Here is a 26,003-nt window from a genome sequence, read left to right as displayed (position 1 = left end):
GTTGAGGGCCGGAGGAGAGTCTTCCGGCGCCCGTCATGGAGATTGCTCCCATGAACACGCAGATTCTTGATGCCCACCGTGACGCCAGCGGCGGTTACAGGGTGGACGTGAGCCGCGGCGAGCGCGTCGGCCGGGTATCCTCCGAGTGGTTTTCTCGTCCGGCAGACCAGCGCTATCTGTCGCTCAACGAACTGGCAAGCACGGTGCGTGATCGCACGGACCGCAGCCGGACGCGCGTGGTCGAAAGTGCGCTCATTCATGTCGAGGCGAGCCGCGGCGATCCCGAGCGGCTGGCCCTGATGCTGCCCGGCTCGGACAAGCCCGTCGCGCCGACCCATTGGAGCTTCGGCCAGCTTGCAAGCCAGGTTGGCGCTCCGGCAGCCTACCTCCGACAACTGCCCGCAGCACTCGCAGGCATCAACCTGCAATATGGCCTGACTTCCAATCGTGCCGAACAAATCAAGACGCTTGAGACGGACGATGGCCGCGTTGAGCTTCGTGCCGTCACCAGCCCAGACTATGGCAGGATCTTTGACCATGAACTCGTTGAGGCCGTGCAGCGCATCGCCGGCAATGGCACAGGTGATACACGCTGGAAGGTGCCCGGGGTGCTCGACTGGTCAACCGGAATCTACAATCCCAGAGTCGACATCTCCAAGGATACGACGACCCTCTATGCATCGGATAGAGATGTTTTCCTTTTCCTGGTCGATGACCTGAACCCGATCGAGGCTGGTCGTCTCCTGGACGGCTCGCCCGATCTCTATTTCCGCGGCTTCTATTGCTGGAATTCGGAGGTCGGGGCGAAGACACTCGGCATGGCGAGCTTCTATCTCCGCGCAGTCTGCCAAAATCGCAATCTGTGGGGTGTCGAAGATTTCGAGGAGATCATTATTCGCCATTCCAAATACGCCTCGTCCCGCTTTGCTCACGAAGCGGCGCCGGCGCTGCTGAACTTCGCCAATTCGTCACCTATGCCCTTCGTCAACGGTATCAAGGCCGCGCGCGAACGGATCGTGGCACATAGTGACGAGGATCGCACCGAGTTCCTGCGTCGCCGCGGCTTCTCCAAGGCTGAGACAGCCAAGGTGATAGAAACGGTGCTGGCGGAGGAGAACCGCCCACCTGAAAGCATCTTCGATTTCGTGCAGGGCATCACGGCCGTCGCGCGCGACAAGCTGCATCAGGATGCTCGCCTCGACATGGAGGCAAAGGCGAAGAAGCTCTTGGATCGCGCCGCCTGACTCGCGCGAATCCGCAGAAGCCAATTTCGCGTGTCTCTGGCACATGTCAGTTTCGTCATTTCCGCGGCGCTGCCCTCTTAGAGCAAGAGGGCGGCGCTTCGCTCCTTGAACGGGTTGGAGGTCGAGAGAAGGTCTCGGCCGCCCGTTCTCGGAGAAACTGACATGGCAAAGGCCGTTCAGAAGATCAAGCTGTCGCCATCGTGCGACATCGCGTTCAACAAGCTGGTGCTCTCGCAGTCCAACGTCCGCCGGATCAAGGCCGGCATCTCGATCGAGGATCTCGCCGAGGACATTGCCCATCGAGAAAAGCTGTTACAAAGTCTATATGTGTTGCCCATCCTCGACGGCGATGGGCAGGATACCGGTGTGTTCGAAGTGCCGGCCGGCGGCCGCCGCTATCGGGCGCTTGAACTATTGGTGCGCCAGAAGCGTCTCGCGAAGACCACGCCGATTCCCTGCATCGTCGGCGAAGCCGGTGGCCGAATTTCCGCGGAAGAAGATTCACTCGCCGAGAACGTGCATCGCGTCGCACTGCATCCGCTCGATCAGTTCCGCGCGTTCCAGACCCTGCGTGAGCAGCGGAAATCCGAGGAGGAGATCGCGGCCATCTTCTTCGTATCCGTCGGTGTCGTGAAGCAGCGCCTTCGGCTTGCGGCGGTTTCCCCAAAGCTGCTCGACGTCTATGCCGACGATGGCATGTCGCTCGAGCAGTTGATGGCGTTCTCCGTCACGGCCGATCGCGCTCGCCAAGAACAGGTCTGGGAGAACGTCAACCGGTCGGGCTATGACGAGCCGTATCAGATCAGGCGCGTTCTGACCGAGCGGGCGGTGCAGGCCTCCGACAAGCGCGCCCGCTTCGTCGGCCTCGCCGCCTATGAAGCGGCTGGCGGCAACGTGCTTCGCGATCTCTTCGAAGAGGACGGCGGCGGCTGGTTCGAGGACATCGCGCTGCTCGAGCGTCTTGTCGCCGAGAAGCTCCGTACCGAAGCCGAGACGATCGCAGCCGAAAATTGGAAGTGGATCGAGGTCGCCCCGAGCTTCCCCTACGGTCACGATCATGGGCTCCGCCGGCTCGAAGGTGAACCCTCCGATCTCACCATTGAGGAACAGGTTAGCCACGATGCGCTCGAGGCCGAGTATACGGCGCTTCAGGAGAAATACGAAGACGCCGACGAAATACCCGACGAGGTCGACACGCGTCTCGGCGAGCTCGAGCAGGCTCTCGCGGCCTTCGAGGACCGGCCGCATATCTTCGACCCGGCTGCCATCCCGCACGCCGGCGCCTTCATCAGCATCGATGCCGATGGGACGTTGCACGTCGAGCGCGGCTATGTCCGCCGCGAGGACGAAGTAGCGTTCGTTGCGGCAGTAGCTGAGCCAAATCCCGACGCCGGCGCGGCAGCACCTGGCCCGGATGATGGCGGCCAACGCGCATCAGCGGTCCAGGGCAGCGTAATCACCATGGCCGGGCAGGCGACTCCGGATGAGGAAGAGGACGATGCCATCCGCCCCTTGCCCGACCGGCTCGTCACGGAGCTCACCGCGCACCGGACGCTGGCGATGCAAGACGCGGTTGCGGCCCAGCCGCATGTCGCGATGACCGCGCTCCTGCACAAGCTCTGCCTCGACGCCTTCCATCGAACCTACGGTCCGAGCTGTATCGAGGCAGGCGTGCGCCATGTTCAGCTTTCCGTCCAGGCGCCGGATCTGAAGGAGAGCGCATCGGCCAAATCGATAGCCGCTCGGCACGACGCCTGGACGGTCGAGGTGCCGGCCGAAGAGGCCGCGTTGTGGGATTGGCTGGTCGCCCTTGACGACGCAAGCCGGCTGGCGTTGCTCGCCCACTGCGTGTCCTTCGGTGTGAACGCCCTGTTCGAGAAGGTCGATCGCCATGGTGGGCCCGGCATCACGGCCCATGGGCTGCAGCGTCGCCTCGATCAGGCCGATCGCCTGGCCCGTGCGGTTGATCTTGACATGGTGGAGGCCGGCTGGCGCCCGACGGTCGACAATTATCTCGGCCGTGTCACCAAGGGCCGCATTCTTGAAGCGGTCCACGAAGCCAAGGGTGACTCGTCGGCCCAACTGATCGACCATCTCAAGAAGGCCGAGATGGCCAAGGAGGCCGAGCGTCTGCTCGAAGGCAGCGGCTGGCTCCCCGAGCCGCTGCGCATTGCCGCGGTGGCTTCACCATCGGTTGGCTCCGACGCACCGTCCGGGCCGCTTCCCGAATTCCTCTCTGGCGATGACGAGGAAACGACCGACGGCGACGAGCGCGAGCAGCCGGACCCCGTCGCGGCGGAATAGTTCGTCGCTGCGGGGTGGCATCTGCCACCCCGCAGTTCTCTGCCACATCACCTCTCGCCCAAACCCGGCCCTCGCGCCGCGCTTTATCGTCTTTGGAGAACCATCATGACCGACGATACCTCAACACCCGGATCGGGTTTCGATTCTGCTTGCTGGCTCCTGCGGGACCAGGAGTTCATGAGGCTGTGCAAGTCCGCTCTTTCCGAGAATAAGACAGCGTTGTTCGATGCGCTCGCGGCTGCGCGCATCGACACCGTGGAGGTTACGTTCAACGGCTATGCCGACGAGGGACAGATCGACGGTGCTGTCGCAGACGGAGAGGGCGGTGATACAGATCTCCAAAGCATCCGTATCGAGATTGCGCGGGTCGAATGGAGCAGCCAAGTCGTCACTCGCCAAACCCTCTCGGTGAAGGACGCGATCGAGAAGCTCATCCACGATCTCCTCGAACAGACCTACTCCGGTTGGGAGAATAACCAGGGCGCCTATGGCGACTTCCTCTTCGACGTCGCCGAACGGACGATCACGCTCAACTTCAATGAGCGGATCGAAACCTCCGAATTGACCCAGCATGTATTCTGAAGGAGGAAGCGATGGCACATCCCTATCACCATTCGCTTTCGTCGTCGAAGAAGTGGGGCGGGACAGTCGATGACTATCTCGCGATCCATAGCTGGTTCGACGTTATCTGGACTGTCAAGCCTCGCTGCCGTGCGACAATCAAGGTGAGACAGCGTCAATCAGGACGAGAATGCGCCGGGCTGGACGGACGGAGCGAGGGCGTAGCCCGAGCGAAGTTCGTCCAGCCCGGCGTCGCACTTTTCGCCAAAGGGGTCAGTGCGGTCTGGCGACCGGGTCAAGTGTCTGATTCACAACGATCATGATCTCAGGCGAGAGACGAGCGCTGTGCGTTGTCCTCCCATGATGACGCCGAACCCGCAAAGTCAACGGCTTCGCCGTTCCCCAGCGCGGACGCCTTCGGACGTCCGCTCCGGTGACTATGCGGGACCCCCGTCGCCTGCTGGGAGGCCAGCCGCACACGATGGGCGGCCGTAGTCAGGAGCATATCGATGCATACCCTCACATCCACCATTCCGGTCTTTGTCTTCGGATCCAATCTCGCTGGTCGTCACGGCAAGGGCGCTGCCCTATGGGCCCGTCAGCATCGCGGCGCGATCTACGGCCAGGGCGTCGGGCGGCAAGGCAATGCCTACGCCATTCCGACCAAGGATCGCCAATTGCGGGTGCTCCCGCTGCACGTCATCCAAGCACATGTTGCCGACTTCCTCGATTACGCGCGGCAATGGCCTGACATCACGTTCGAGTTGACGCCCATCGGTTGCGGCTTGGCCGGTTATCGCCCCGACCAGATCGCTCCGATGTTCTCGAGCGCTCCCGCAAACGTGACGTTGCCGGATGCCTTCTCGGCAGCACTGGCGGCAAGGCCGCCTACGAGCTGACCGACCGGCGTGAAGTTGCAACTGATGCGCCTCGGCCTTCGCCGAGCGCACATACCGCCAAACCTTACCAAACACAGGGCGGCTCTCCGCCGAGCCAGAAAGCGAGGACAATATGGCTGATTGCGTATCTGCTTCAATCATGGTGGGCCGTAGCCGTACCTCAATCGGCTGTCTCGCCGAGATCGGACAGCAGCTGCTCGATGCGGCGCGCAATGCCGCAGTGGCGCTCAACCTCGCGCGGCCAAGCGCGATCACGGGCGTCATCGGCGAGGCTCAGCTCCAGAGTCCGCCTCTCGCGCAGCCGTGGCGCATAGGCCGGTGTCGTTACGAAACGCGAGCAGTTGAGGTAGAGGTCGCACTCGCACGGCCCTTCGCTCGGCAGCCGCAGGCAGTGCCCGAGCTCAAGCTCGGTCTTGAAGAAGTTGCTGCGCAGCCAGTCGATCGCGGGGCCGCCGAGCTCACCGGTGCGGATCGCGTCCGCGCCGGCGCCGGCGATAATGGCGCCCGGCTCAAGCACCGAGCGATAGTCGCGCAGCACCTCGGCGTCGCTGATCCGGGCGTAGATCATCGACATGTGTGGACTCTCGTGGCCAAGCACGCTCATGATCGTGTTCAGCTTGGCGCCGCGCTCCGCAAGCTGTGTGCCAACCGTATGCCGAAACCGGTGCGCGGTGATGGTTGGCCGACCCGCCTGGTCGACCAGGCCGGCAGCGTTGCAGGCGTCACGGAGCGCGTAATCGAAGAGGTAGAATGCCGACATAGGCCGGCCGCGGCGAAGAAACAGGAAGCGGACCCTGTCGCCGGTCCGGCCGTCGAGCAGCGGGTGGTCGGTTGCCGCTTTGCGCAACGCGATGATCGCGCGCAGTGCTTCAGCGGCGTCATCGTGCAGCGGCACGACCCGCTCCTTCATGGTCTTGCCCGCAGGGATGCGCAGCCTGGCCGTTCCGTCTGGATAGGCGTCAAGGCAGTCGATCGGGAGCCGGCAGATCTCGCCGCGGCGGGCACCCGACCAGCGGGCAACCAGCAGCGCGGCGCGCTGCCAGGGGCATGGCAGTTCCACGACCGCTGCCATCAGCCCGGTCAGCTGATCGGCGGGAATGTAGCGCGGGATGCGCGTCGGCATCTTCGGCATGTCGCGATGGTCGAGCAACGGCCGGCTCGGCATATCCGGCCAGCCCCACGCGATCGCATCGCGGAAGAACATGATGATCGCGGCGATCCGGGCACGTCGCGCCGTCGCCGACAACGACCGGCCGGTTTGCGTCCGGGCGTCTTCAGCCATCGCCGACACGAACCCGAGCGCATGATCGCGGGTGACATCGGCGAAACGCGCCAACTCCGGGACGGCGATCGCGAGATGCTGCATGAAATGCCGAAGCGACACCTCCTGGTGATCGACGGTCTTCCTGCTGAGCGTCAACCGGCGGATCGCGATCCAGCGTTCGACCGCGGCTTGCATAACGGCGCGATCGGACGGCAGCGGCTCGCGGCGCTTGGACGGCAGTGCTGGATACTCGCCGACTTGCCCGCGATGATAGAGCAGGAGCTGAAGCTGGCGGGCGTTGATGCGCCAGCACCGTTTGAGCGCGGCCGCCGGACAGGTGCGGAACAGACCAATGTCCTGCCGATCATCGAATCGCTCAATCGCTTCGAGGAGCCCGGCGATATGCTCGTAGTGGACCTCGTCGACCGAACCGAGTGCATTGCGCAGCGTAATCCGCGACATCGCCCAAGACATGCTCGCCGTCACGCTTCCCAGACGATAGCCGTGCTCAACGCCTTGTCGCGCGAGCCCGCCGATACCGAGATCGACACCCAGCGCTTGGGCGACGGGCGCGACGCAGAGATCGCCGACGGCGAGGAGCCAGTCATAGTCGAGCCGCAGCCAGTTGGTCAGCGCCAAGTAGTATAAATAGGAGCGCCCTCGATAGGATGCCGGAAAGCTCGGTCGCTTCTGCGTCTCGCCGCACAATCGCCCGACCCGCTCCTCGAAAGGCGCGTCGAACCAGCTCTCGATCCTTGGCCAACGCTCGACAAAGTCGCGCCGATAGCGGCGCCGCATCGCGCGAAAACCTTGGGTGACGGGTAAGCCGGCGAGAAACGCGACATACTCGGCCTCGTCGCAATGCTGGAAGGCGACTGCATCCGCGGTGACCGTCGTGCTATCGGGCGATCGTCGTGCCAAGCTCATGCGATGTCGACCTCATCGAGGCCGACCGCCCGGCGATACTCGGCAACAACGCTGGCGTCCGATACTCGCGTGTACAGGCGTGTCGCCTCGACGCTCGCATGGCCGAGCCGCTTCTGCAGCGTCAGCTCGCGCATACCCGCCTCCCACATCTTGGTAGCGTGGGTGTGGCGTAGCGCGTGCGGCGTCACCCAAGGCGCTCGGAATCCCGCTCGCTCGCAAGCCCTCGCGAACATCCGGACGAGCGCCGCGTAGGACAGCGGCTCGGCACGGCGTGGGCCGCGACCGCCGACGAGCAACAGGATCGGCGAGGTCGCGTCGCGCGGCCGCTCGTGCATGACGTAGGCGCTGACCGCCTCCAGTGTCGCCGCCTCATGCACGTCGACCAAGCGTTCGGTGCGCGACTTGGAGCGCGCGCCGCGTGGATGATCGTCACGGTGACGCACGGTCAGCCGCCGTCGACCATAGGCGATGTCGGTCAAGTGAAGGCCGAGAACCTCGCCCGGGCGCAGGCCACCGTCAAGCATCAAGCGCACGATCGCAACGTCACGCCGGCTGCGGAGCTGCGGCAACAGCTTCGCGATCTGATCGGGATCGAGCGGCCGCGGCAACCGGCGCGGCGTGCGGACCCGCAACGCCTTCGTTGACGGTGGGCGCGATGCGATGCCGGTCAGAAACGGCCGGTGTCGGTCCGAGGCCATCATGGCGCTGCGCTCGCTGACGCGGGTAATCGGATTAACGCCATCGCGGCGACCGCAGAGGATCGCCCAATCGTAGAATGCCGATATTGCCGCCAGCGCGCGGTTGACGCTTCTGGGTGACAGCGTCGGTGCAGGCTGCGGCTCGCCCTTCGAGGCAGCGAGCACCGGTCCGGCTTGGACTCCTCGGCGACGCGACCGCACCGACCGGAGATAGGCGAGCACTTCCGGCGCACGCTCCGGCGTCAGTCGATCCCAAGTCAGGTCACCTGCCGTGAAGAACCGCCAAAGATGAGCGAGATCATAGGCGTAGGCGAGCACCGTGTTCGGCGAGCAACCGCGCAGCGAAACATACGCCAGGAACTCGGTCGCGACCGGAATCGGCGTGCCGTCGGCGTCGACAAGCAGCGCCGGGACGTCGCTCGTGCCGCTGCACCGTCTGACGAATGCCATCGCTCACCTCGCTGATCGACTCGTAACACTGTAGCAGGAGACCCAACTTATGGCTGTCCACATAATCGACGCAAGCAAGCAGATCACGGCGGACTTTCGGCACCGAGCGCTCCGCCACCACGCCGAAGGCATCTTCATGGCCGAGACCATCTTTGGCCCGGCCGTCACCTTGTCGTCCGGCCGCGTTGTCCCGACGCGTTGGATCGGTGAGCAACACGTTCTCGAGGATCTCGGCTTCATCCCGTCCTTCGCCGACTGGGTGAGGTGCATCCGGCCTGAACCCTGGATGAGCCGCACGCGGCGCATCGCAGACGAGGTCGATCCGTCGCTTGCGGTCAAGGAAGGAGCCTGACCATGTACGGCACCTATCTCCGCCTCGACATCACCGCGCATGACGGTTGGCGGGCCGTCATTCGTGCTGCATCCCGCAAGCTCACCCTGCAAGCGCGGCGCGATCCGGAACGTCGGGCCGCACGCAAGCGCTTCTATCGCGAGATGCTCGACTATCACCGGCAGGAGCAGGACATCGTGCGAACCTGGCAGTTCTGACACCTCCTCCATCGGACGTTCTCTCTCATTTCACCGCATACCGGCCTGGCGCCTCGCGAGAGAGCGTTGGGTCGTCGCATCTTAAAGGAGGATTCCACTGGCTGACTACTATACCCCGACTGTAATCCAGCAGACGGTACCCGAGGCGGACATGACACCGCTTGAGCGTCTGCTGCTATCCTACGTCTTCGACGCCGAACGCGACGGAGACGGCTGGTATTTCTTCTCCGAGTTGGGTCCGGCCGACATGACCGTGATCGAGCGTGCGGCGCTGGAGGCCGCGCTCGCTGTGTCCGAGCTCGATGTCGACAATACGGCCAATACGTTTGTCAGGAAGCATCTCTCGGGTCTAAAGAGTGACGAACTCCAGCATACTCACTTGGACATCGATCTTAGCGAGACGTCCTGGCAGCTCATCCTTCAGGACATCGTACGGCGTTCGTCGACACTTAAATATGTATCGGCGGTATCGTCCTTCACTTGCTCACGGATGCGTGCCGACGGCTTTGGTGGTGCCGTCGTCGTGATCTCGGCCGAGACCATTCTCGGCGAGTCCACGAACGATCTTCTCGAGGCGTTCATCGACCAGGTCTCGCCTTGGACCGAAAGCTGACCAATGCCTTGGCGGGCCAACCATGGTTCGCTGCGCATGCGTCCGAAACCATCACCATGCCCAAGGCCGCGGCGCGCAGCGCGATTTAAACCCGGCATTTGTCCGCCCCCTGACCACGTTGCGGCCTGTCCTGTCTGGGCGCGGCGCATCTGATGTCAACGGGCAAGCCGTTCCCACAGCGGCCAAAGGCCTTCGCGTGACATCCGATGCTGGACCGCGCCCGGTCGCCAGTTCGTCGCAACGCGAAGCTCAGGAGGCGATAGGCAATGTGCAGGGTTCTGAACAAGCATCACGCCGGCATTCCGGTAGGCGCCGTCTACATTGGGCGCGGCAGCAAGTGGGGCAATCCGTTCCGGATCGGCCGCGACGGAGATCGCGCGGCCGTCATCGCCAAGCACGCGCGATGGCTGGCTGACCAGCACCATCTGCTGCGCGCGCTCGATGAACTGCGCGGATGCGATCTCGTGTGCTTTTGCGCGCCGCGCGCTTGCCACGGCGATCTCTTGCTGCGTCTCGCCAACGCCACGCGCGAAGCGCGTGTCGTGTGGTGGCGCGCCGTCCAGGCCGCAGCATGAGAGTGAGAGCAGGGCCGAGCCTCAGGCGAGCCCGGCGCGCGGCGAGAGCGAGTCGCCGGGATGACTAGCCCGCTCTCGGGGTCTCCCACATGTCCAAAACGTCCAATGCCTTCGATTTTCGCAAGTCTGTTGCCTACGACGCCGAGGCCAAGCGCCTCTTTCACAGCGGTGTCAAATCTCAACTCCGCCGTATTGCAACCGCGCTGGGTCTTGAGCCCGGTTCCTACGACCTCCGCTCCAACCAGGCCGGCATTGCCGTATCCGGTGAAATCACCCTCCACGGCGATCATCTCTACGTGCGGGTCTCCCAATCGGCGATGGGCTACCACAGCGGCGTTCTGTTTCGGACCTGCACGGGCCGGAAAGACTATGTCGGCGGCCCCAACAATTTCGCATCGCTCGATTTGCTCAACAGGCCCGACGAGCTCGCGCATTGGATCCGCGAGGTGTGCCATGTTTGACGCTATCCGCCGCCGCACCACCGCCGTTACGTCTTGGACACGCCGTCTCCGCTATCGTTGCGGCGCCAAGCTCAGCCGATGGACACGAGCCTGGCGTTATGCCGCCGGACGGCTTTCGGCGGATGAGGCGCAGCGATTGATGCTCGACTGCCGCTATCCGGCAGGCTGGCATCCGCTGCTCGTTCTCACCGTGGAGGATACGCTCGAACAGGCGCGCCAAGAGATCGCCGATCATCCCGATCTACCCCGTCTCATCGCGGACGGCTGTGCGCGCGTCGGCGACAAATGGGAACCCTACTACGGCGAGCTGTTGGAAGCGCGATGCTGGGCAATCAACCTCGCCAAGAACTACGCTGTCGACGAAAGCATCACATTTGCTCTGCTCGATGATGAGCACGACCTCAAGAAGTGATCGCCGGTTCGGATAGTTCGCTGAAAGGGTCCGGCGCTGGTCGCCGGACCCTTTCTTTCTGTGGTCAGAGGCAGAGGTGGGCCGGGAAGGGTTTGAGCCGCAGCGGTTGAGGAGAGCGCCGGGCGGCTCGGCCCTTTCCCGCTCTCCGAAAGACACCCCTCATGACCGAATCTCTCGTCGGCGGCGCCAGCGCCGCACCGCTCTCGATGCGTGCCGCCGCAGTCGTCGCATCCGCGATTGTCCGCGCCGCCCGACGGCTTTTGACCGAACTCGAACAGGGACGTCGTATCGATGCGACTCTCCTGCGCTCCGCCATGGAGGCAGCATATGGCGCCTCCGATGCAAGTGGTGCCTGGAACTGGAAGATCGCCTGCGATGCCTGCGAGGCGGCGACCATTTTGTTCCTGCGCCGGCATGGCGCCGCCATGCGCGCTAAGGCGGCATCGCCGTCCGTCATGCTGTCGATGCTGATGCGGATCACCGCTCTTCTTCCGACCCAGACACGCCGGTCCGAGGAAAGCGAATCGCTCCAGCAGTTCTCGACACCGATCGGATTGGCCTACGTCGCGAGCGTTGCCGCGGCGATCACGCCTGCCGATGTCGTACTGGAGCCGTCAGCCGGTACCGGCCATCTCGCCATCTTGGCAGAACTTGACGGCGCCTCCCTTGTTCTCAACGAGTTCGCCGAGAGCCGCGCCGGCATTCTCGGGCAGATCTTTCCATCCGTCTCCACCACGCGGTTTGACGCCGCACACATCAACGACCACCTCGATGCTCGCATCGTGCCGAGCGTCGTGCTGATGAACCCGCCATTCTCGGCAGCGGTCCACGTCGATCGCCGGATGGCGGATGCGGCATTGCGGCACGTCGGCTCCGCGTTGGCCCGTCTTCCAGAAGGCGGACGGCTGGTCGCCATCACGGGCGCAAACGTCTCCCCCGAAAATCCGGTGTGGACTGACTCCTTCGTGCGGCTCCAGGAACAAGGCCGGGTCGTGTTCTCGGCGGCGATTGACGGTGCCGTCTATGCCAAGCACGGCACCACCATTGACACCCGCCTGACGGTTATCGATCGCGTGCCGGCGGACGACATCGCGTCACTGCCGCCATCTGCTGGCATCGCCCCAGACCTGCCGACTTTGCTCGGCTGGATCATCCGGGACGTGCCAGGGCGTCGCCCAATTGCTGGCACGCCGACCGCGGTGGTGCCAGCAATTGCAGGCCCGTCGAGGCCACGAAGTGTCCGCGCCTACGTTGCCCAGCGTCAGCCGACGACCGCGGCGCCGGCATCCGATCTCGTGGCGACGGAACTCGCCCATGAGCCCATCGAATGGGCGCCCACCGATGCCGGCAAGATCACCGACGCGCTTTATGAATCCTACGCGTTGCAGTCGATCCGCATTCCGGGCGCGCAGGCCCATCCCAGCAAACTCGTTCAGTCAGCCGCAATGGCCTCGGTCGCGCCGCCAAAACCGTCCTATCGTCCGCGTTTGCCGGCCAACGTCATCGCGGATGGCATCCTGTCGGACGCGCAGCTCGAGAGCGTCATCTACGCTGGTGAGGCGCATTCGGAGTTTCTTAGCGGTTCCTGGACGGTCGACGCGACTTTTGACATCGTGGCGGCCGCACGTGATGACGCGGAGAATGCCGTTCGCTTTCGTCGCGGCTGGTTTCTGGGAGATGGGACGGGCGCGGGCAAGGGGCGACAGGTCGCCGGTATCCTGCTCGACAACTGGCTCAAGGGCCGCCGTCGTGCGATCTGGATCAGCAAGTCCGACAAGCTGATCGAGGATGCGCAGCGCGATTGGTCGGCGCTCGGCGTGGAGCGGCTGCTCGTGACGCCGCTTTCCCGTTTCCGGCAGGGCACGCCGATCCGGCTGTCGGAGGGTATCCTTTTTGCGACCTACGCTACGCTGCGCACCGACGAGCGCGGAGAAAAGCTTTCGCGCGTCTGTCAGATCGTCGAATGGTTGGGCTCCGATTTCGACGGAGTGATCATCTTCGACGAGAGCCACGCGATGCAGAACGCGGTCGGCGGCAAGGGTGAGCGAGGAGACCAGGCGGCCTCTCAGCAGGGGCGCGCCGGCCTGAGACTGCAGCATGCGTTGCCGAACGCCCGCGTCGTCTACGTCTCCGCGACCGGCGCCACCACGGTCCATAACCTCGCTTATGCCCAGCGCCTCGGTCTTTGGGGCGGCAGTGATTTCCCATTCACGACCCGAGCCGAATTCGTCGAAGCGATCGAGGAGGGCGGCGTCGCAGCGATGGAGGTCTTGGCGCGCGATCTCAAGGCACTCGGCCTCTATGCCGCGCGTTCGCTCTCCTACGAGGGCGTTGAATACGAGCTCGTTGAGCATCAGCTCACACCCGAGCAGGTTCGCATCTACGATGCCTATGCCGGCGCATTCAGCATCATCCATAACAATCTCGACGCGGCTATGCGCGCCGCCAACATCACCGGCGAAACCGGCACGCTGAACGCACAGGCGAAGTCCGCCGCGCGATCCGCATTCGAAAGCGCCAAACAGCGCTTCTTCGGCCATCTGCTCACCTCGATGAAGACCCCCTCGCTGATCCGCTCGATCGAACGCGATCTTGACGAGGGACACGCCGCCGTGATCCAGATCGTCTCGACGGGCGAGGCGCTGATGGAACGCCGGCTCGCCGAGATCCCAACCGAGGATTGGGGCGACGTCCAGGTCGACATCACCCCGCGCGAATATGTCCTCGACTATCTCGCCCATTCCTTTCCGGTCCAGCTCTACGAGCCCTTCACCGATAGCGAGGGCAATCTCTGCTCACGTCCGGTCTATCGCGACGGCCAGCCCGTCGAGAGCAGGGACGCCGTCACCCGCCGCGACCGCCTGATCGAGAAGCTCGCCTCGCTCCCGCCCGTGCCGGGCGCGCTCGACCAGATTGTTCAGCGGTTCGGCACGGACATGGTCGCTGAAGTGACCGGCCGCTCGCGCCGCGTCATTCGTAAGCGGGATCGACTCTTGGTCGAGAACCGCGCCGCCTCGGCCAATCTCGCCGAGACCGCTGCGTTCATGGATGATGCCAAGCGCATCCTTATCTTCAGCGACGCCGGTGGCACCGGGCGTTCCTACCACGCTGAGCTCTCGGCCCGGAATCGCAGATTGAGAGTTCATTATCTGCTCGAGCCAGGCTGGAAGGCGGATGCCGCCATCCAGGGCTTGGGTCGCACCAACCGCACCAACCAGGCGCAGCCGCCGCTGTTCAGACCGATCGCGACTGACGTCAAGGCCGAGAAGCGCTTCCTCTCCACGATCGCTCGCCGGCTCGACACGCTGGGCGCGATCACGCGTGGCCAGCGTCAGACCGGTGGCCAAGGCTTGTTCCGGCCCGAGGACAATCTCGAAAGCCATTACGGCCGCGACGCACTGCGCCAGCTCTATCATCTGCTCGTGCGCGGCAAAGTGGAGGGGTGCTCGCTTGAGATTTTCGAGGACGCGACCGGCCTAAAGCTGATGGATGCCAATGGAATCAAGGACGAGCTTCCGCCGATCACGACCTTCCTGAACAGGTTGTTGGCGCTGACCATTGACCTGCAAAACGTCCTCTTCACGGCGTTTGAGCAGCTACTCAACGCCCGCATCGAAGGCGCCATCGCGTCCGGCACCTACGATGCCGGTCTGGAGACACTTCAGGCCGAGAGCTTCGTCGTCGCTGACCGGCGCGTCATCTACACCCATCCCGGAACCGGGGCGGAAACCCGGCTGCTCACCGTCACCGAACGCCGGCGCAATCATCCCGTGACCCTCGAGGAGGCGTTCGATCGGATCTCCGATTCCTGCGCCGTCCCGCTGCTCAACGAGCGCTCGGGCCGCGCTGCCATTCAGGCGCCGGCGCCGAGCCTTATGCTCGATGACGGCGAAATCGAGCGGCGCGTGCGGTTGATACGTCCGATGGAGCATAACAGCCTTCCGCTGAAGATGATGGCGGAAAGCCATTGGGCGGAAGCTGACCGCGAACGCTTCGCCGCGGCCTGGCAGGCGGAACTGGCCGAATTGCCCGAGTTCACCCATAGCACCATCCATATGGCGGCAGGCCTGCTCTTGCCGATCTGGAAGCGGCTGCCGAATGAGTCGACTCGCGTCTATCGGCTTCAGACGGATGCCGGTGAGCGCATCATCGGCCGCAAGGTCTCGCCGGCCTGGGTGGCGACGACGCCGGCTGGTGACGCACCGGCGCTGACGCCGGATGCTGCCTTCGCGGCGCTGCTCGAAGGTCGCACGGTTCTCGAGCTTGCCGAAGGCATAAGACTTCGGCGCGTTCGTGTGATGGGAGCACATCGTATCGAACTGTCTGATTTCACCGACAGTATGCGGGACCGCCTGCGTGCTTATGGGCTCTTCGGCGAGATCATCTCCTGGAAGCTGCGCATGTTCGTTCCGACTGATGCCACCGGCGTCGGCGTGCTGGCCAAGGTGCTCGAATGTTATCCGCTCGTACGAGTCGGTGAACGGGAGGCGGCGTGATGTCCCACGACGCTTCCGAACTGGCACGCCGTCTCGCGCGTGATGCCGAGGCGGTGTGCCGCCATTATCTCTCCAATGGCAAGCGTGAGGGACGGTATTGGCTGGTTGGCGATGTCCACAATAGTCCGGGCCGTTCAATGTTTGTACGGCTCCAGGACTCCCCTAAGGGACCTGCCGGCAAATGGACAGACGCCGCGACCTCCGAGCATGGCGATTTGCTCGACGTCATCAGAGAAAGCCTTGGGCTTCTCGACTTTCGCGAGGTCGCGCAGGAAGCGCGGCGATTTATGAACCTGCCTCGTGCTGAACCGCAACCGGTTTTGAAATCGGTGCGTCCCTCAGTAGTAGCTGGCTCGCAAGAGGCAGCAAGACGGCTGTTTGCAATTTCGGGTCCGATCGATGGCACCATCGTTGAGACGTACTTACATCGTCGTGGAATAACCCACGTGCACCATGGCGGCAGCCTCCGTTTCCATCCGCGTTGTTACTATCGGCCTGACGAGCATCTGCCGACCGAGACCTGGCCAGCCATGATCGCCTGCGTCACCGACCTTGATGGCAAAATCACCGGCGCGCATCGCACATGGCTCGATCCGCTCGGCTTTGATCGGATCCGTCTCGGCAAGGCCCCGATCGACACGCCGCGACGTGCCATGGGCGACCTGCTCGGCAATGCGGTTCGCTTCGGGGCCGCGGACGACGATGTGCTCGTCGCCGGCGAAGGCATCGAGACCATGTTGTCGCTACGCTGCGTGCTTCCGACCCTGCCGATGGCCGCCGCCCTGTCGGCCAACCACCTCTCAGCCATCGCACTGTCGTCGAGTTTGCGCCGGCTCTATATCGCCCACGACGCCGATGCCGCTGGGGACACGGTGCAAACCGTTCTGTTGCAACGCGCGGAAATCGCCGGCATCGAGGCGATTCCATTATCGCCTCGACTCGGCGACTTCAATGAGGATCTGCACGTCTTTGGCCTTCATGCACTTCGGGCGGCCTTGCGGATCCAGCTGGCACCGGAGGACGTCTCCCGCTTTCTGCTTCTGCCGGCCACCGTCAGATAGGCGCGTTTGGCTGCCATCAACGTCGATAGCTCGGTCGCGCGGCGGATCCAATGCCGGCGAGGGCGCGACCACGGCCTTCTAGAGGGCGATCGGACGGCAGCCGGCCCGGGCCGGCAATGGCTGCGGCCAGCTATTTTCCGCCGCGCGCCGCCGAAGGGACGATCACATTATGTATGGGGCGATGGCGCGCTTTGCATCGCGAAGCAAAATAGCCGGCCTCCGCCATCCTTCGCTGGCGCTGCGGCCCTCCGCTAGCGCTCTGGGTGCTGGCCCGTCCCGCCCGCCGTCAGGTGATCGCCACGAAGGCCGCGATGGACGCGGCCGATCCGGCAAAGGACCTCATCCCATGACCGATCGCGACGACATCGAACTACAGCATACGGCATCTCCGACCGACATCGTCCTCAACGAATTGCAGCTCTTTGGCTACCGTCCATTCGACGACCAGCCCGATCCGAGACCTCTACCGGAAGGCAAGATGATCGCGGGCGCCGTTGCCGACATCTTCGACGCATTGGTCGCCACATTGAACGACACCCGGCTCGAACCGGACCTTCCAGATCTGCTGTGGTCGACCGTCAATCTCTTCCACCGCGCCACGGACCGTATAGAACGCGAACTGGACAACAACGAACAGGCCCAACGCAAGAGCCAGCGCGAGCAGAACGGCTCGGAAGTGCGATCGGTCGAACTCGAGCGCCTGACGGCCGAAGGCATCACACTGATCGAGCGTCGCAATTGCCTCGAACTCTTCCGCGAACAGGCCATCGAACGTTTCGAGGTCCACACGGGCTCAGCCTGGCGCCCCCGATCGGGATCACTGGTCAACCATCGCAACCTCACCGCGGCAATGATCGACTCCCGGGACTTTCTCGCGGCCAAGCGCCGCACCGAGACGGAGGTCATGTTGCCAGCAGGGCCGAAGATCGCACTTACGGGTGGCTTTGACTTCAACGACCACCACTTGATCTGGGATCGCCTCGACAAGGTTCACGCCAAGCATCCCGACATGGTCCTGATCCATGGCGGCTCGCCAAAAGGCGCAGAACTGATCGCCGCCAAATGGGCGACCACCCGAAAGGTGCCACAGATCGCGTTCAAGCCGGACTGGACCAAGCACGCCAAAGCAGCGCCTTTCAAGCGTAACGACGCCATGCTCGAACTGCTGCCGATCGGCGTCATGCATTTCCCGGGCACCGGAATCCAGGACAACCTCGCCGACAAGGCGAAGCGCCTCGGCATCGCCGTCTGGAAATTCGGCGCCTCGTGAGCGCCGACCTGCCATCTTCCACACCACCGAGGTAGAGTTGCGTCGCCGCAACTCCGCCTCGTTTCGATTGCATTGCAAAACCGCGCCGTGGTGGTGGTGGAAGGCGCGACCGTTTCACCTTTGCAACTTGGAGCCACCACCATGCTCGCCCTCGGACTCCTCCTCAACACCGTTGGTCTCGGCGTAATCTGCTGGCTGATCTTCACGCTGGCGGTTTACATTCTACCTTTTTTCGTGGCGCTCAATGCTGGCTTTTGGGCCTACCACAGCGGCGCCGGCGTGCTCGGCGCGCCGATTGTTGCCATCGCCGCCGGCGGCATGACGCTGGCAATCGCGCAAATCGCGTTCGCAATGACACGATCACTGATCTTGCGAGCCGTCATTGCGGCCCTGTTTGCTTTGCCGGCCACACTCGCCGCCTATCATCTCGCTCTTGCGATGGCGCACTTCGGAGTGCCTTCTCCTGCTTGGCAGCAGGTTTTCGCTTGCCTCGGCGCCGTCTGCATTGGCGGCACAGCATGGACGCGACTGAGCACCTTAACCGAGCCCCGCCCGCTCGATTCGAAAGCGGTAGTCGGAAACGGTCCTCAACCAGTTCTCAGGGCCCCGGCGCATCAGAAATGATCCTGCGCTATCCGGCTCTCCGACAGATTGGCTAAATCCGCGCGCTGAAGCAAGATCGTCAAGCTTGAGCGAAAGGTAGTCGCGACGTTCTTCGGGGCACCTCGATGAGGTGGCATTGATTGCGTCCGGTGCACATCGATGCGGCCCTGGAGCCGGTCGCTTGCGGCTGGCTTTGCGCTGACGACTACCGCTTTTGCCTCCTTACGTTTCTTTTCCTGCGCCGAAACGTAACGACCTCTTGCCTGGTCGAACCGAGGCCCGCCATCTTCTCCCGGACTTGTGGTTCAGCACGCGACACACCGGGCCTCTGTGATGGCTCGATCTGGCCGAAGACCGGCTCCGCCTCGATCGCCTGAGCCGCAACGCCGTCGTAGCGACTTTCTTCCCCTGGGCTTCGCCCATTCCTCGCGAGGCAAGAAAGTCGCTACGACGGCATCCTCCGCTGCGCTGCGGCCCTTCGGGTGCGTCGCCGATCGTCCTCGGCCTGCAGATCGCCATCGAGGCCGCGGTGGTCGCGGGCTCGAAACACAAACAGGAGAAGACACATGGCTACCATCGGTTCGTTCAAGAAGGTCGGCAACGATTTCCAGGGCGAGATCGTCACCCTCAGTCTGCAGGCCAAAGGCGTCCGCATCGTCGCGGAAACCAGCCCCTCCAACGACAAAGCTCCGAGCCACCGCGTTTTCGTGGGTCGTGCCGAGATAGGTGCCGCCTGGTCGAAGCGCTCCGAAGAAGGTCGCGACTACCTTTCGCTCAAGCTCGACGATCCCTCCTTCAACGCGCCGATCTACGCGAACCTGTTCGACGACGAGGGTGGCGAAGGCTACACCCTGCTGTGGTCGCGGCCGCGGAAGGATTGAGGCTCGCCTCCGACCAATACCCCGCCCGGTCCCGGGCGGGGCTTTCCGGCTGATGCTCCCAATCAAACCGACAACCGCTGAGTCTTCGATCGATTTTCAATGACCGAGAATTGGCGATATCGAATCAGCTTCGTCGCGGCGACCTTGGCGTCGCCGTGTCGGGCCAAATAACAGCTAGACATCGGCCAAAGGCGACTATTATAGTCGTTTCCATAGCGTTCTGTCCGTCTGCTGTGGATGTGATCATACATGATCACATCCCGCCAAGTGCGGGCCGCACGCGCGCTTCTCGGTTGGACACAGGAGACGCTCGCTGACAAGGCCTTGGTCGCTTTAACGGCACTGAAGCGCTTTGAATCCGAAAGCGGACTTCAGGTGCGCGAGGATACGCGCGACCGAGTTCGCGCTGCCCTTGAGGCATCTGGCATCATGTTTTTGGTGTCGGAGCGCGGCGAAGGAGTGATGCTCGTCCACAAACCGGATGTCGCTCGCAAGCCAGTCCGAAGGCGAACTTAGAAAACGGATCTTGCGTGCGAGCGAGACGCCAGCGAAATCCTGCTGACAGCGTCAAGAAAGGGGCTAAAGTAAGTCCGCTGGATCGTTGTGGTTGGCAGCAACTAAGAATCATTCGTTTTGTGACGCACGCATGAAGAAACCACCCCGAGATCCCGACGTTGCCGACGTCGCGCCGACGGATTCCGTGCTCACGGTCTACGACGAGGAGCATATCATCACTTATTTGCGCATGCTTGATGCGGATAAGGAGGGGGCAGACTGGCGCGAGGTGGCGCAAATCGTGCTGCACATCAATCCAGAGCTCGAGCACGATCGCGCAAAGCGTGCATTTGATACTCACCTGACCCGCGCAAAGTGGATGACAGAGCACGGCTATCGGCATTTGCTCCGCGGCGGAGCGTCAAATCCCAATCTTTAGCTCTTTTCGCAGAAGAATTTTTCTTTCCTTCACAAATCAGATTTGGTGCATCACGCGATGCGCGATTAGGGACTAGTTGCAACCAGAGGTTCTCAGAATTATGGCGCCGCCAGCGCGGCAGCTCAGTTTTGGGGACGAGTACATGCCTAAGTTCAACTGGAGATCGCTAGACGACACCTACTACGACCACGTCGAAGAAGCGGAAATGACCGGGATTGCGTGGGAATGCCTGCGCCGCAACGCGTCGTTCGAACGAGATTATCAGACGATCTCGTCATCGGGTCGAGCTCTAAGCGACGGATTCCGTCAGCATTGGGGGTTGGTTTTTCGCAGCTGATCCCGATCGATCCTTCCTTGAACAGACGATCGTCTGGGCTCCCGAGGCCGTGCCGACGATCGTGCCAGTCCGCCCGGAATTGCTTGTCAGCTCGGATTCACACGTAAGGCTGGATCTCAACGAGCTGAACGAAAGTCAATTTCGGCAAGGTCCGGATGGATGGCACGCCGTGTTATATTTGCGCGGCGTAGAGCATCGTATTTGGTTCAAAGAAGCGCCAATCGTCGCCGCTGCCTACACTGTCGAATTGCCGCTCGACCGCGACTTCGAATTCAGGGCGGCTGCCGGCATGCGCTTGTGGCGAGGGCTCAATGGCAGGCCGCAGGGCGCGCCGCCGCACGCGATCTCACCGCATCGCCGGCGGCGAATTGCGCTTGCCTTGCGTGCGTCGGATGCACGGCGCGACGGCGCAACTCATCGCGAAATCGCCGAAGTTCTGTTGCCCGCTCAGCGCATTCCCAAACGGGACTGGGGAACGCACGAGGTGCGGGATCGGATCAAACGCCTGGTCAAGACTGGATTCGCTCTTGTGCAGGGCGGCTACCGCGCTTTGCTAAGACCGCCCTCCCGAAAAAAATAGACCGTTGTCAGGGGGCGAAAATGCACCCCCCAATCTTCGCCCTCCCGTTTCGAGGTTTTCTTCCTCCATGGTGTCCGCGGCCGCGCCGGTGATTGCGCTGGCGTACCAGACGACCATGGAGCACCTCAGATGCCTGATCCGAACGCCGGTCTGCCGCCACGGTACTTGCGGACTGCCGAGGCCGCCCGATTCCTCGGCCTTTCGCCTCGCACTTTGGAAAAACACCGCATTTACGGCACCGGGCCCGCTTACCGGAAAATCGGCGCCCGCGTCGTCTACGCGGTTGCCGATCTGAACGCATGGGCCGACCGCGGCACTAGAACCTCGACCAGCGACCCCGGCATCGGTACAGTGCTGCCGGCGAAGCGGCACGCTCCCATTCCTTATGCAGGAAAGGAGCGGCGCTGATCCATGAAGACACATCCTCACGCTCCCGGCGGCCATTTAACGAAGGAGGCCAGCCCGAGCGATCTCACGACCGTCGAGCTCTTGTGGCTCGAAAAGCGCATCGAGAATCGGATTCGATTCGGTCGACACGTTTCGGAGAAGGTTCTGGACCGCAACCGGCGTGTCCTATCGTTCGCTCCCGGCAGCATCTTTGCTTTCGTCCGTTGGACGTCCAACGACTTCGGCACGGTCCTATCCCGTATCGATATCCTGCGCGCCGTAACGCCGGGGCAACGCTATTCGACCGTTCCCTGGATCACGCCGGGCGGCGAAAGTCTGTTGCGACTATCCGGCTGGCCCAAGGTGGAACGGGCGCTGCAATCGATCGATGCCGTCGAGGCGCTCGGCATCGATCCCGCGGACGCCGCACCCGACCATTGGCACCATGTTCACAACCGATTGTCGGTCAACGAAACACCTCGGCCATACACCCGGTCCCGTCACCAGGCCTGGCTCCATCGGCGGAGGGTCACGTCATGAGCAGTCGGTGTGTGACACTTTTCACGGCATTTGTTGCGACGGGTCTTCTCCTTTCTACGGTCGGAGGAACGACGCCGCGCTACATATGGAACGCATCGAACAGCGTTCCCATCGGCCTTTATCGTGTTCAACCTGCGGCACAGCTAGCCGTCACTGAACTCGTTGCCGTGCAGCCTCCCGATCTTCTCGCTGCGTTCCTTGATCTCAACGGCTATCTGCCGGCCGGCGTCCCCATGCTCAAGCGCGTGTTGGCGCTTCCTGGACAAACGGTCTGCAGAAACGGCCTAACGATCGCTGTCGATGGCATCGATATGGGTCGGGCGCACGAGCGCGACGGAAAAGGCCGTCCGCTTCCAGCTTGGCATGGATGCCGCGTAATCGCCGATGGCGATGTCTTTGTCATGAACTGGCAGTCCGCAGACTCACTCGACAGCCGATACTTTGGGCCACTACCTGCGTCCGCTGTCATCGGCAGAGCGGTAGCCGTGTGGACTGACGAGGAGTGACCATGCGCCACAGTCACACTCGCTTGGTCGGGTGCGAGTTCCCCGAACCCCCTTCGATTCGTCCTTCCCGGCCATGCTCATCAATCAGAAAACGTTCGGCCAGCCTGCAACGGAAGAGCTGTATCTGTGCAACGGAGGACTCGATCGCGTGGCTCCGTTCGCGTCGAACGATCGCGCGCGTCATCGTGGCCATCGCGCCGTTCGTGTACCAAATCACAGCCTTGACAATCTTCGAGAGCGCCCGTGCACAGCCCGCGACACGTTCAGAGGCCGTCGATCGCTTCGCTAAATTCATCGACGCTGCATCCACTCGCTTCGCCGTTCCGGCAAGCTGGATCCGTGCCGTGATGCAGATCGAGAGCGGAGGCAACCAGCGCGCGACGTCGTCCCGCGGCGCCCTAGGCCTGATGCAACTCCTGCCCGGCACCTGGGTCGAGCTCAGCGCTCGCTATGAGCTGGGTCTCGATCCCTTCGATCCTCACGACAACGTTATGGCCGGCGTCGCGTATCTGAAGGAGATGCACGATCGCTTCGGATCGGCAGGCTTCCTTGCGGCCTACCATGCAGGTCCGTGGCGATATGAACAGCATCTCGCAATTGGCAAACCACTTCCGCAAGACACCATCGCCTACGTCGCTGCGGTTACGTCAGTGCTCGGCCACGAGCAGGGCGAATACTCCGCAGTTCGCGTGAAGCGTGCAGTTCCCTGGCGGGAGTCTCCGCTGTTTATCGACCGCGCGGATGCACGAGATTGAACGACTGGCGTGCATCCGTCGTGCAGCGACAGCGCAAATCGTCGGTCGGCTCACGGCAAATCTTCGCCGCCGAGCTGACTTCTGATCGAGCTGTCCCATGACCATTCAACGAGGATCTTCCGCAATGACCGCAATCGCATTTTGTCGCAAGCCGCTCAGAGCCCATGGGAGCTTTAGAACCGGAAATTTGGTGCTGGGGACGAGCAACCGAGGAGGGCAAGATAAAGCGAACTGGCGTTCGCGAACTCGCCGACGATCGGCGATCGGGAAACCTTTGTCTGCACATTGGTTTTTAGCAACGCGACGACTGGCGCTCAAACGACGTTTAGGTGAGGGCGGCTGGCGCTGTTCAAACTTTTCGAACAATTTCAACGCGCCACGAGATGGCGCTCGCGGAGTTCGATTTGAGGGGCTCCACATTTTATTTCGATCTCGTGCGCGTGACTGCGATTTTATGCGATCGACCCATCGCGGCTCTTGCGCGGGGCCTGTCCGATGAGGATCGTCAGTTCATGGCGCAAGATCAAGGCGATGATTTTCATGTGCGACCCGGCCGCGTAGGTAGCCGCGGCACCCGGATCAATCCGCGCGGCAATCTCAGCTCCCAGCCATTCCTGAAGCAGGTGCAGGTGGCCGTTAGGAAGGCTGGCGGCAACCCAAATAGGATTGGCCGCGAGCCTGGTCCCGGTGCCGGACGCGAGAGAGGGTTAAGCGGCCGGTTCAACGCGCGGGGACGCGGCGCAAAAGTTGTTCCTTTGTTTCTTCGTGAGGGGCGCGACGGTGGGTGGCAGCAGGACTCGAGCGGACGCTTCCGGTCGCGTCGCGTCGCTGTCAAGGCGAGGATCATCAAGCTCAATCCGCAGGGAAAGAAGCAGCAGCATGGCGCTGCGAGGGCGAAGGCGGCGAGCAAGTCGGTCGATGCCCACCTTCGGTACCTTGAACGCGATGGAGTTGATCGGGACGGGCAGAGAGGAAAGGCCTATTCGGCTGTTGAGGACGAAGCTGACGGCAAAGCCTTTGTCGAGCGGGGTCGGGAAGATCGGCATCAGTTCCGCTTTATCGTCGCGCCTGAAGACTCCAACGAGATGGCTGATCTGAGAAGCTTCACGCGCGACCTGATGCGGCAGGTGGAAAACGACCTGGAGACGCACCTCGACTGGATTGCGATCGATCATTACAACACCGGCCATCCCCATACCCACATCATCGTTCGCGGTGTTCTGGAGGAAGGCGGCGTCCTCAATATCGCCGGAGATTATATCGCCCACGGCATTCGTCATCGCGCTTCCGAACTGGTGACGCTGGAGCTCGGACACCAGAGCGAACTCGAACTTCAGGCCAAGTTGAAGACTGAGGTTGAGGCGGAACGGTGGACCCGACTCGACAAGATGCTCGTGATTGAGCAGCGGGAAAGGGGGAAAATTGACCTCCGAGCGGGAGAAGGGACGACCTACGCATTTCGTGAGAACCGCGCCGTCATGATCGGTCGGGTGAAATTCCTGGAACGCTATGGCTTGTCGAGCGAGGTTGAGACCGGGCAATGGGCGATCTCGGATCGTGCCGAGACCTCCTTGAAGGAACTCTCCGACCGCAACGATATCATCAAGACCATGCATCGGGCGCTCACAAGCCACGGACTGGAAGAAGAGCGCGGTATCGAACAGTACGTTCGCCATGGTGTTCGGCCGGGCGAGAAGATCACAGGCCGGGTCCTTGCCAAGGGGTTGGCGGGCGATGAAATGGACGAGCGGGTCTATTTAGTGATCGATGGGGTCGACGGCCGTGTCCATCACGTTGAATTCCCCGACGGCTCGAATCTGAAGGATACTGGACGGGACATGATCGTGGAGGTGGCTCCGGCCGCCTCCGGACCGCGAGCCGCCGATCGCAATATCGCGCTCAACAGCGGCGAAAACGACGGAATCTACCGGCCGAGCCGGCACTTGGAACGCATCCGCCAGCAGTTCGAGCGAGAGCTCAAGGATCCTGAGTCGTTTGTCCGCTCGCATGTCCGCAGGTTGGAGGCCTTGCGTCGCGCGGGACATGTCGAACGGATCGACGACGACCATTGGAAAATCCCCGGAGATATCCTTGAACGTGGTCAGGCCTACGATCGCACGAGAGGCGGTGATGGGCCGAGGATCAAGATCCTTTCGTCGGAAAAGCTCGAGCGGCAAATTGCAACGGAGGGCGCCACATGGCTCGATCGCGAGCTGACGGCTCGCGAGCCTCAGGTTATCGCTGATAGTGGCTTCGGCCGAGACGTCAAAAGTGCTCTTCAGCGCCGCGCCGAGCGCCTCGTTGAAATGGGCTATGCCACCGTCAGAGAGGGCGCGGTCCGGATTCCGTCCCATACCGTCGCAAATCTAGAGCAACGGGAAGTGGATCGCGTCGGTCGCGAAATGGCTGCCGAGCGAGGTTTGACTTTCACGTCCAGCAAAGCGGGCGACTATGTCAGTGGCCGCCTCACCGGTCTTGCCTCTCTTGCCAGCGGACGCTTTGCCATGATCGAAGATGGATTGGGTTTCCGGCTTGTGCCTTGGCAACCCATTCTCGAAAACCGCATCGGCCAATTTATGAGCGGCACTCAGCGAGACAGCAGCGGCATCGATTGGGACTTCGGAAGGAAACGTGGGTTGGGACTGTAAATCCGGTTTTGAAAAATGCGAGCAGTCTAGCGATTCATAGCCGTCAAT

Annotated in this window: 28 protein-coding genes; 26 read left to right on the top strand and 2 right to left on the bottom strand. The window is 62.6% G+C overall.

From position 1 onward, the window contains the following. Window positions 1-50: 50 nt before the first annotated feature. The 5 genes from AC1RQP_RS11180 to AC1RQP_RS11160 all read left to right on the top strand — a co-directional run bounded on the left by AC1RQP_RS11180 (window position 51) and on the right by AC1RQP_RS11160 (window position 5,008). Window positions 51-1,244, top strand: coding sequence for a DUF932 domain-containing protein (locus tag AC1RQP_RS11180; RefSeq protein WP_492936958.1), 1,194 nt, complete (start codon window positions 51-53; stop codon window positions 1,242-1,244). A 162-nt stretch (window positions 1,245-1,406) separates the two neighbouring features. Further along, entirely contained in the window at window positions 1,407-3,548 is a 2,142-nt protein-coding gene (locus AC1RQP_RS11175; RefSeq protein ID WP_492936957.1) for a ParB/RepB/Spo0J family partition protein, read from the top strand. 105 nt (window positions 3,549-3,653) lie between these two features. Next, window positions 3,654-4,130, top strand: a complete 477-nt coding sequence (locus AC1RQP_RS11170; RefSeq protein WP_492936956.1) for a DUF6878 family protein — start codon at window positions 3,654-3,656, stop codon at window positions 4,128-4,130. 11 nt (window positions 4,131-4,141) lie between these two features. Beyond that, the gene (locus AC1RQP_RS11165; RefSeq protein WP_492936955.1) at window positions 4,142-4,432 is read left to right on the top strand and encodes a DUF6915 family protein; all 291 of its coding nucleotides are present in this window, start codon (window positions 4,142-4,144) and stop codon (window positions 4,430-4,432) included. Window positions 4,433-4,618: 186 nt separating this feature from the next. Beyond that, window positions 4,619-5,008 (top strand): A1S_2505 family phage non-structural protein, encoded by a 390-nt coding sequence (locus AC1RQP_RS11160; protein ID WP_492936954.1) that lies wholly within the window; start codon window positions 4,619-4,621, stop codon window positions 5,006-5,008. A gap of 160 nt (window positions 5,009-5,168) precedes the next feature. Here AC1RQP_RS11160 and AC1RQP_RS11155 read toward each other — a convergent pair whose 3' ends face one another. Continuing rightward, window positions 5,169-6,374 carry a tyrosine-type recombinase/integrase gene (locus tag AC1RQP_RS11155; RefSeq protein WP_492936953.1) on the bottom strand — a complete coding sequence of 402 codons (1,206 nt, stop codon included), beginning with the start codon at window positions 6,372-6,374 and terminating at the stop codon, window positions 5,169-5,171. Between AC1RQP_RS11155 and AC1RQP_RS11150 the strand changes: the two genes are divergently transcribed. Beyond that, a complete protein-coding gene (locus AC1RQP_RS11150; protein WP_492936952.1) occupies window positions 6,366-6,920 on the top strand; it encodes a hypothetical protein in 555 nt (184 codons plus the stop codon). The genes AC1RQP_RS11155 and AC1RQP_RS11150 overlap by 9 nt on opposite strands. Before the next feature lie 275 nt (window positions 6,921-7,195). On the opposite strand, the gene AC1RQP_RS11145 is transcribed toward AC1RQP_RS11150, so the two are convergent. Next, window positions 7,196-8,347 carry a tyrosine-type recombinase/integrase gene (locus AC1RQP_RS11145; protein WP_492936951.1) on the bottom strand — a complete coding sequence of 384 codons (1,152 nt, stop codon included), beginning with the start codon at window positions 8,345-8,347 and terminating at the stop codon, window positions 7,196-7,198. A 49-nt stretch (window positions 8,348-8,396) separates the two neighbouring features. On the opposite strand from AC1RQP_RS11145, the gene AC1RQP_RS11140 reads away from it, so the two are divergent. The 20 genes from AC1RQP_RS11140 to AC1RQP_RS11045 all read left to right on the top strand — a co-directional run bounded on the left by AC1RQP_RS11140 (window position 8,397) and on the right by AC1RQP_RS11045 (window position 25,955). After that, the gene (locus tag AC1RQP_RS11140; protein WP_492936950.1) at window positions 8,397-8,699 is read left to right on the top strand and encodes a DUF6915 family protein; all 303 of its coding nucleotides are present in this window, start codon (window positions 8,397-8,399) and stop codon (window positions 8,697-8,699) included. 2 nt (window positions 8,700-8,701) lie between these two features. After that, window positions 8,702-8,896 (top strand): hypothetical protein, encoded by a 195-nt coding sequence (locus tag AC1RQP_RS11135; RefSeq protein ID WP_492936949.1) that lies wholly within the window; start codon window positions 8,702-8,704, stop codon window positions 8,894-8,896. A gap of 151 nt (window positions 8,897-9,047) precedes the next feature. Beyond that, window positions 9,048-9,509: a hypothetical protein gene (locus AC1RQP_RS11130; protein WP_492936948.1), complete on the top strand. Its 462-nt coding sequence runs from the start codon at window positions 9,048-9,050 to the stop codon at window positions 9,507-9,509. 266 nt (window positions 9,510-9,775) lie between these two features. Beyond that, window positions 9,776-10,084 carry a DUF4326 domain-containing protein gene (locus AC1RQP_RS11125; protein WP_492936947.1) on the top strand — a complete coding sequence of 103 codons (309 nt, stop codon included), beginning with the start codon at window positions 9,776-9,778 and terminating at the stop codon, window positions 10,082-10,084. An 89-nt stretch (window positions 10,085-10,173) separates the two neighbouring features. Beyond that, a complete protein-coding gene (locus AC1RQP_RS11120; protein ID WP_492936946.1) occupies window positions 10,174-10,545 on the top strand; it encodes a hypothetical protein in 372 nt (123 codons plus the stop codon). Further along, entirely contained in the window at window positions 10,538-10,957 is a 420-nt protein-coding gene (locus AC1RQP_RS11115; protein ID WP_492936945.1) for a hypothetical protein, read from the top strand. Before AC1RQP_RS11120 ends, AC1RQP_RS11115 begins: the two co-directional genes overlap by 8 nt. A gap of 161 nt (window positions 10,958-11,118) precedes the next feature. Next, complete coding sequence (locus tag AC1RQP_RS11110) at window positions 11,119-15,453, top strand: strawberry notch-like NTP hydrolase domain-containing protein (protein WP_492936944.1); 4,335 nt, start codon at window positions 11,119-11,121, stop codon at window positions 15,451-15,453. Further along, on the top strand, window positions 15,453-16,514 hold the full coding sequence (locus AC1RQP_RS11105) for a DUF7146 domain-containing protein (RefSeq protein WP_492936943.1): 1,062 nt from the start codon (window positions 15,453-15,455) through the stop codon (window positions 16,512-16,514). Before AC1RQP_RS11110 ends, AC1RQP_RS11105 begins: the two co-directional genes overlap by 1 nt. A gap of 346 nt (window positions 16,515-16,860) precedes the next feature. Beyond that, window positions 16,861-17,784: a DUF2493 domain-containing protein gene (locus tag AC1RQP_RS11100; protein WP_492936942.1), complete on the top strand. Its 924-nt coding sequence runs from the start codon at window positions 16,861-16,863 to the stop codon at window positions 17,782-17,784. A gap of 72 nt (window positions 17,785-17,856) precedes the next feature. Next, a complete protein-coding gene (locus tag AC1RQP_RS11095; protein ID WP_492936941.1) occupies window positions 17,857-18,408 on the top strand; it encodes a hypothetical protein in 552 nt (183 codons plus the stop codon). Window positions 18,409-18,953: 545 nt separating this feature from the next. Beyond that, complete coding sequence (locus AC1RQP_RS11090; RefSeq protein WP_492936940.1) at window positions 18,954-19,268, top strand: DUF736 domain-containing protein; 315 nt, start codon at window positions 18,954-18,956, stop codon at window positions 19,266-19,268. Between the two features lie 249 nt (window positions 19,269-19,517). After that, window positions 19,518-19,784, top strand: coding sequence for a helix-turn-helix domain-containing protein (locus AC1RQP_RS11085; protein WP_492936939.1), 267 nt, complete (start codon window positions 19,518-19,520; stop codon window positions 19,782-19,784). 130 nt (window positions 19,785-19,914) lie between these two features. Continuing rightward, complete coding sequence (locus tag AC1RQP_RS11080) at window positions 19,915-20,202, top strand: DNA -binding domain-containing protein (protein WP_492936938.1); 288 nt, start codon at window positions 19,915-19,917, stop codon at window positions 20,200-20,202. A 142-nt stretch (window positions 20,203-20,344) separates the two neighbouring features. Further along, on the top strand, window positions 20,345-20,539 hold the full coding sequence (locus tag AC1RQP_RS11075; protein WP_492936937.1) for a transcriptional regulator domain-containing protein: 195 nt from the start codon (window positions 20,345-20,347) through the stop codon (window positions 20,537-20,539). A gap of 49 nt (window positions 20,540-20,588) precedes the next feature. Further along, window positions 20,589-21,119: a DUF2285 domain-containing protein gene (locus AC1RQP_RS11070; RefSeq protein ID WP_492936936.1), complete on the top strand. Its 531-nt coding sequence runs from the start codon at window positions 20,589-20,591 to the stop codon at window positions 21,117-21,119. Window positions 21,120-21,248: 129 nt separating this feature from the next. Further along, window positions 21,249-21,527 carry a helix-turn-helix transcriptional regulator gene (locus AC1RQP_RS11065; protein WP_492936935.1) on the top strand — a complete coding sequence of 93 codons (279 nt, stop codon included), beginning with the start codon at window positions 21,249-21,251 and terminating at the stop codon, window positions 21,525-21,527. A gap of 3 nt (window positions 21,528-21,530) precedes the next feature. After that, entirely contained in the window at window positions 21,531-22,046 is a 516-nt protein-coding gene (locus AC1RQP_RS11060) for a DUF2840 domain-containing protein (protein ID WP_492936934.1), read from the top strand. After that, window positions 22,043-22,552: a S26 family signal peptidase gene (locus tag AC1RQP_RS11055; RefSeq protein ID WP_492936933.1), complete on the top strand. Its 510-nt coding sequence runs from the start codon at window positions 22,043-22,045 to the stop codon at window positions 22,550-22,552. Before AC1RQP_RS11060 ends, AC1RQP_RS11055 begins: the two co-directional genes overlap by 4 nt. Before the next feature lie 185 nt (window positions 22,553-22,737). Beyond that, complete coding sequence (locus AC1RQP_RS11050; protein ID WP_492936932.1) at window positions 22,738-23,307, top strand: lytic transglycosylase domain-containing protein; 570 nt, start codon at window positions 22,738-22,740, stop codon at window positions 23,305-23,307. A 383-nt stretch (window positions 23,308-23,690) separates the two neighbouring features. Beyond that, window positions 23,691-25,955, top strand: a complete 2,265-nt coding sequence (locus tag AC1RQP_RS11045; RefSeq protein ID WP_492936931.1) for a DUF3363 domain-containing protein — start codon at window positions 23,691-23,693, stop codon at window positions 25,953-25,955. Window positions 25,956-26,003: the final 48 nt, after the last annotated feature.

Source organism: Bradyrhizobium sp. GW821-FHT13H06, assembly GCF_058803975.1.
Note: the sequence above shows the minus strand (reverse complement) of the source record. Positions and strands in the feature narration are given on the sequence as shown.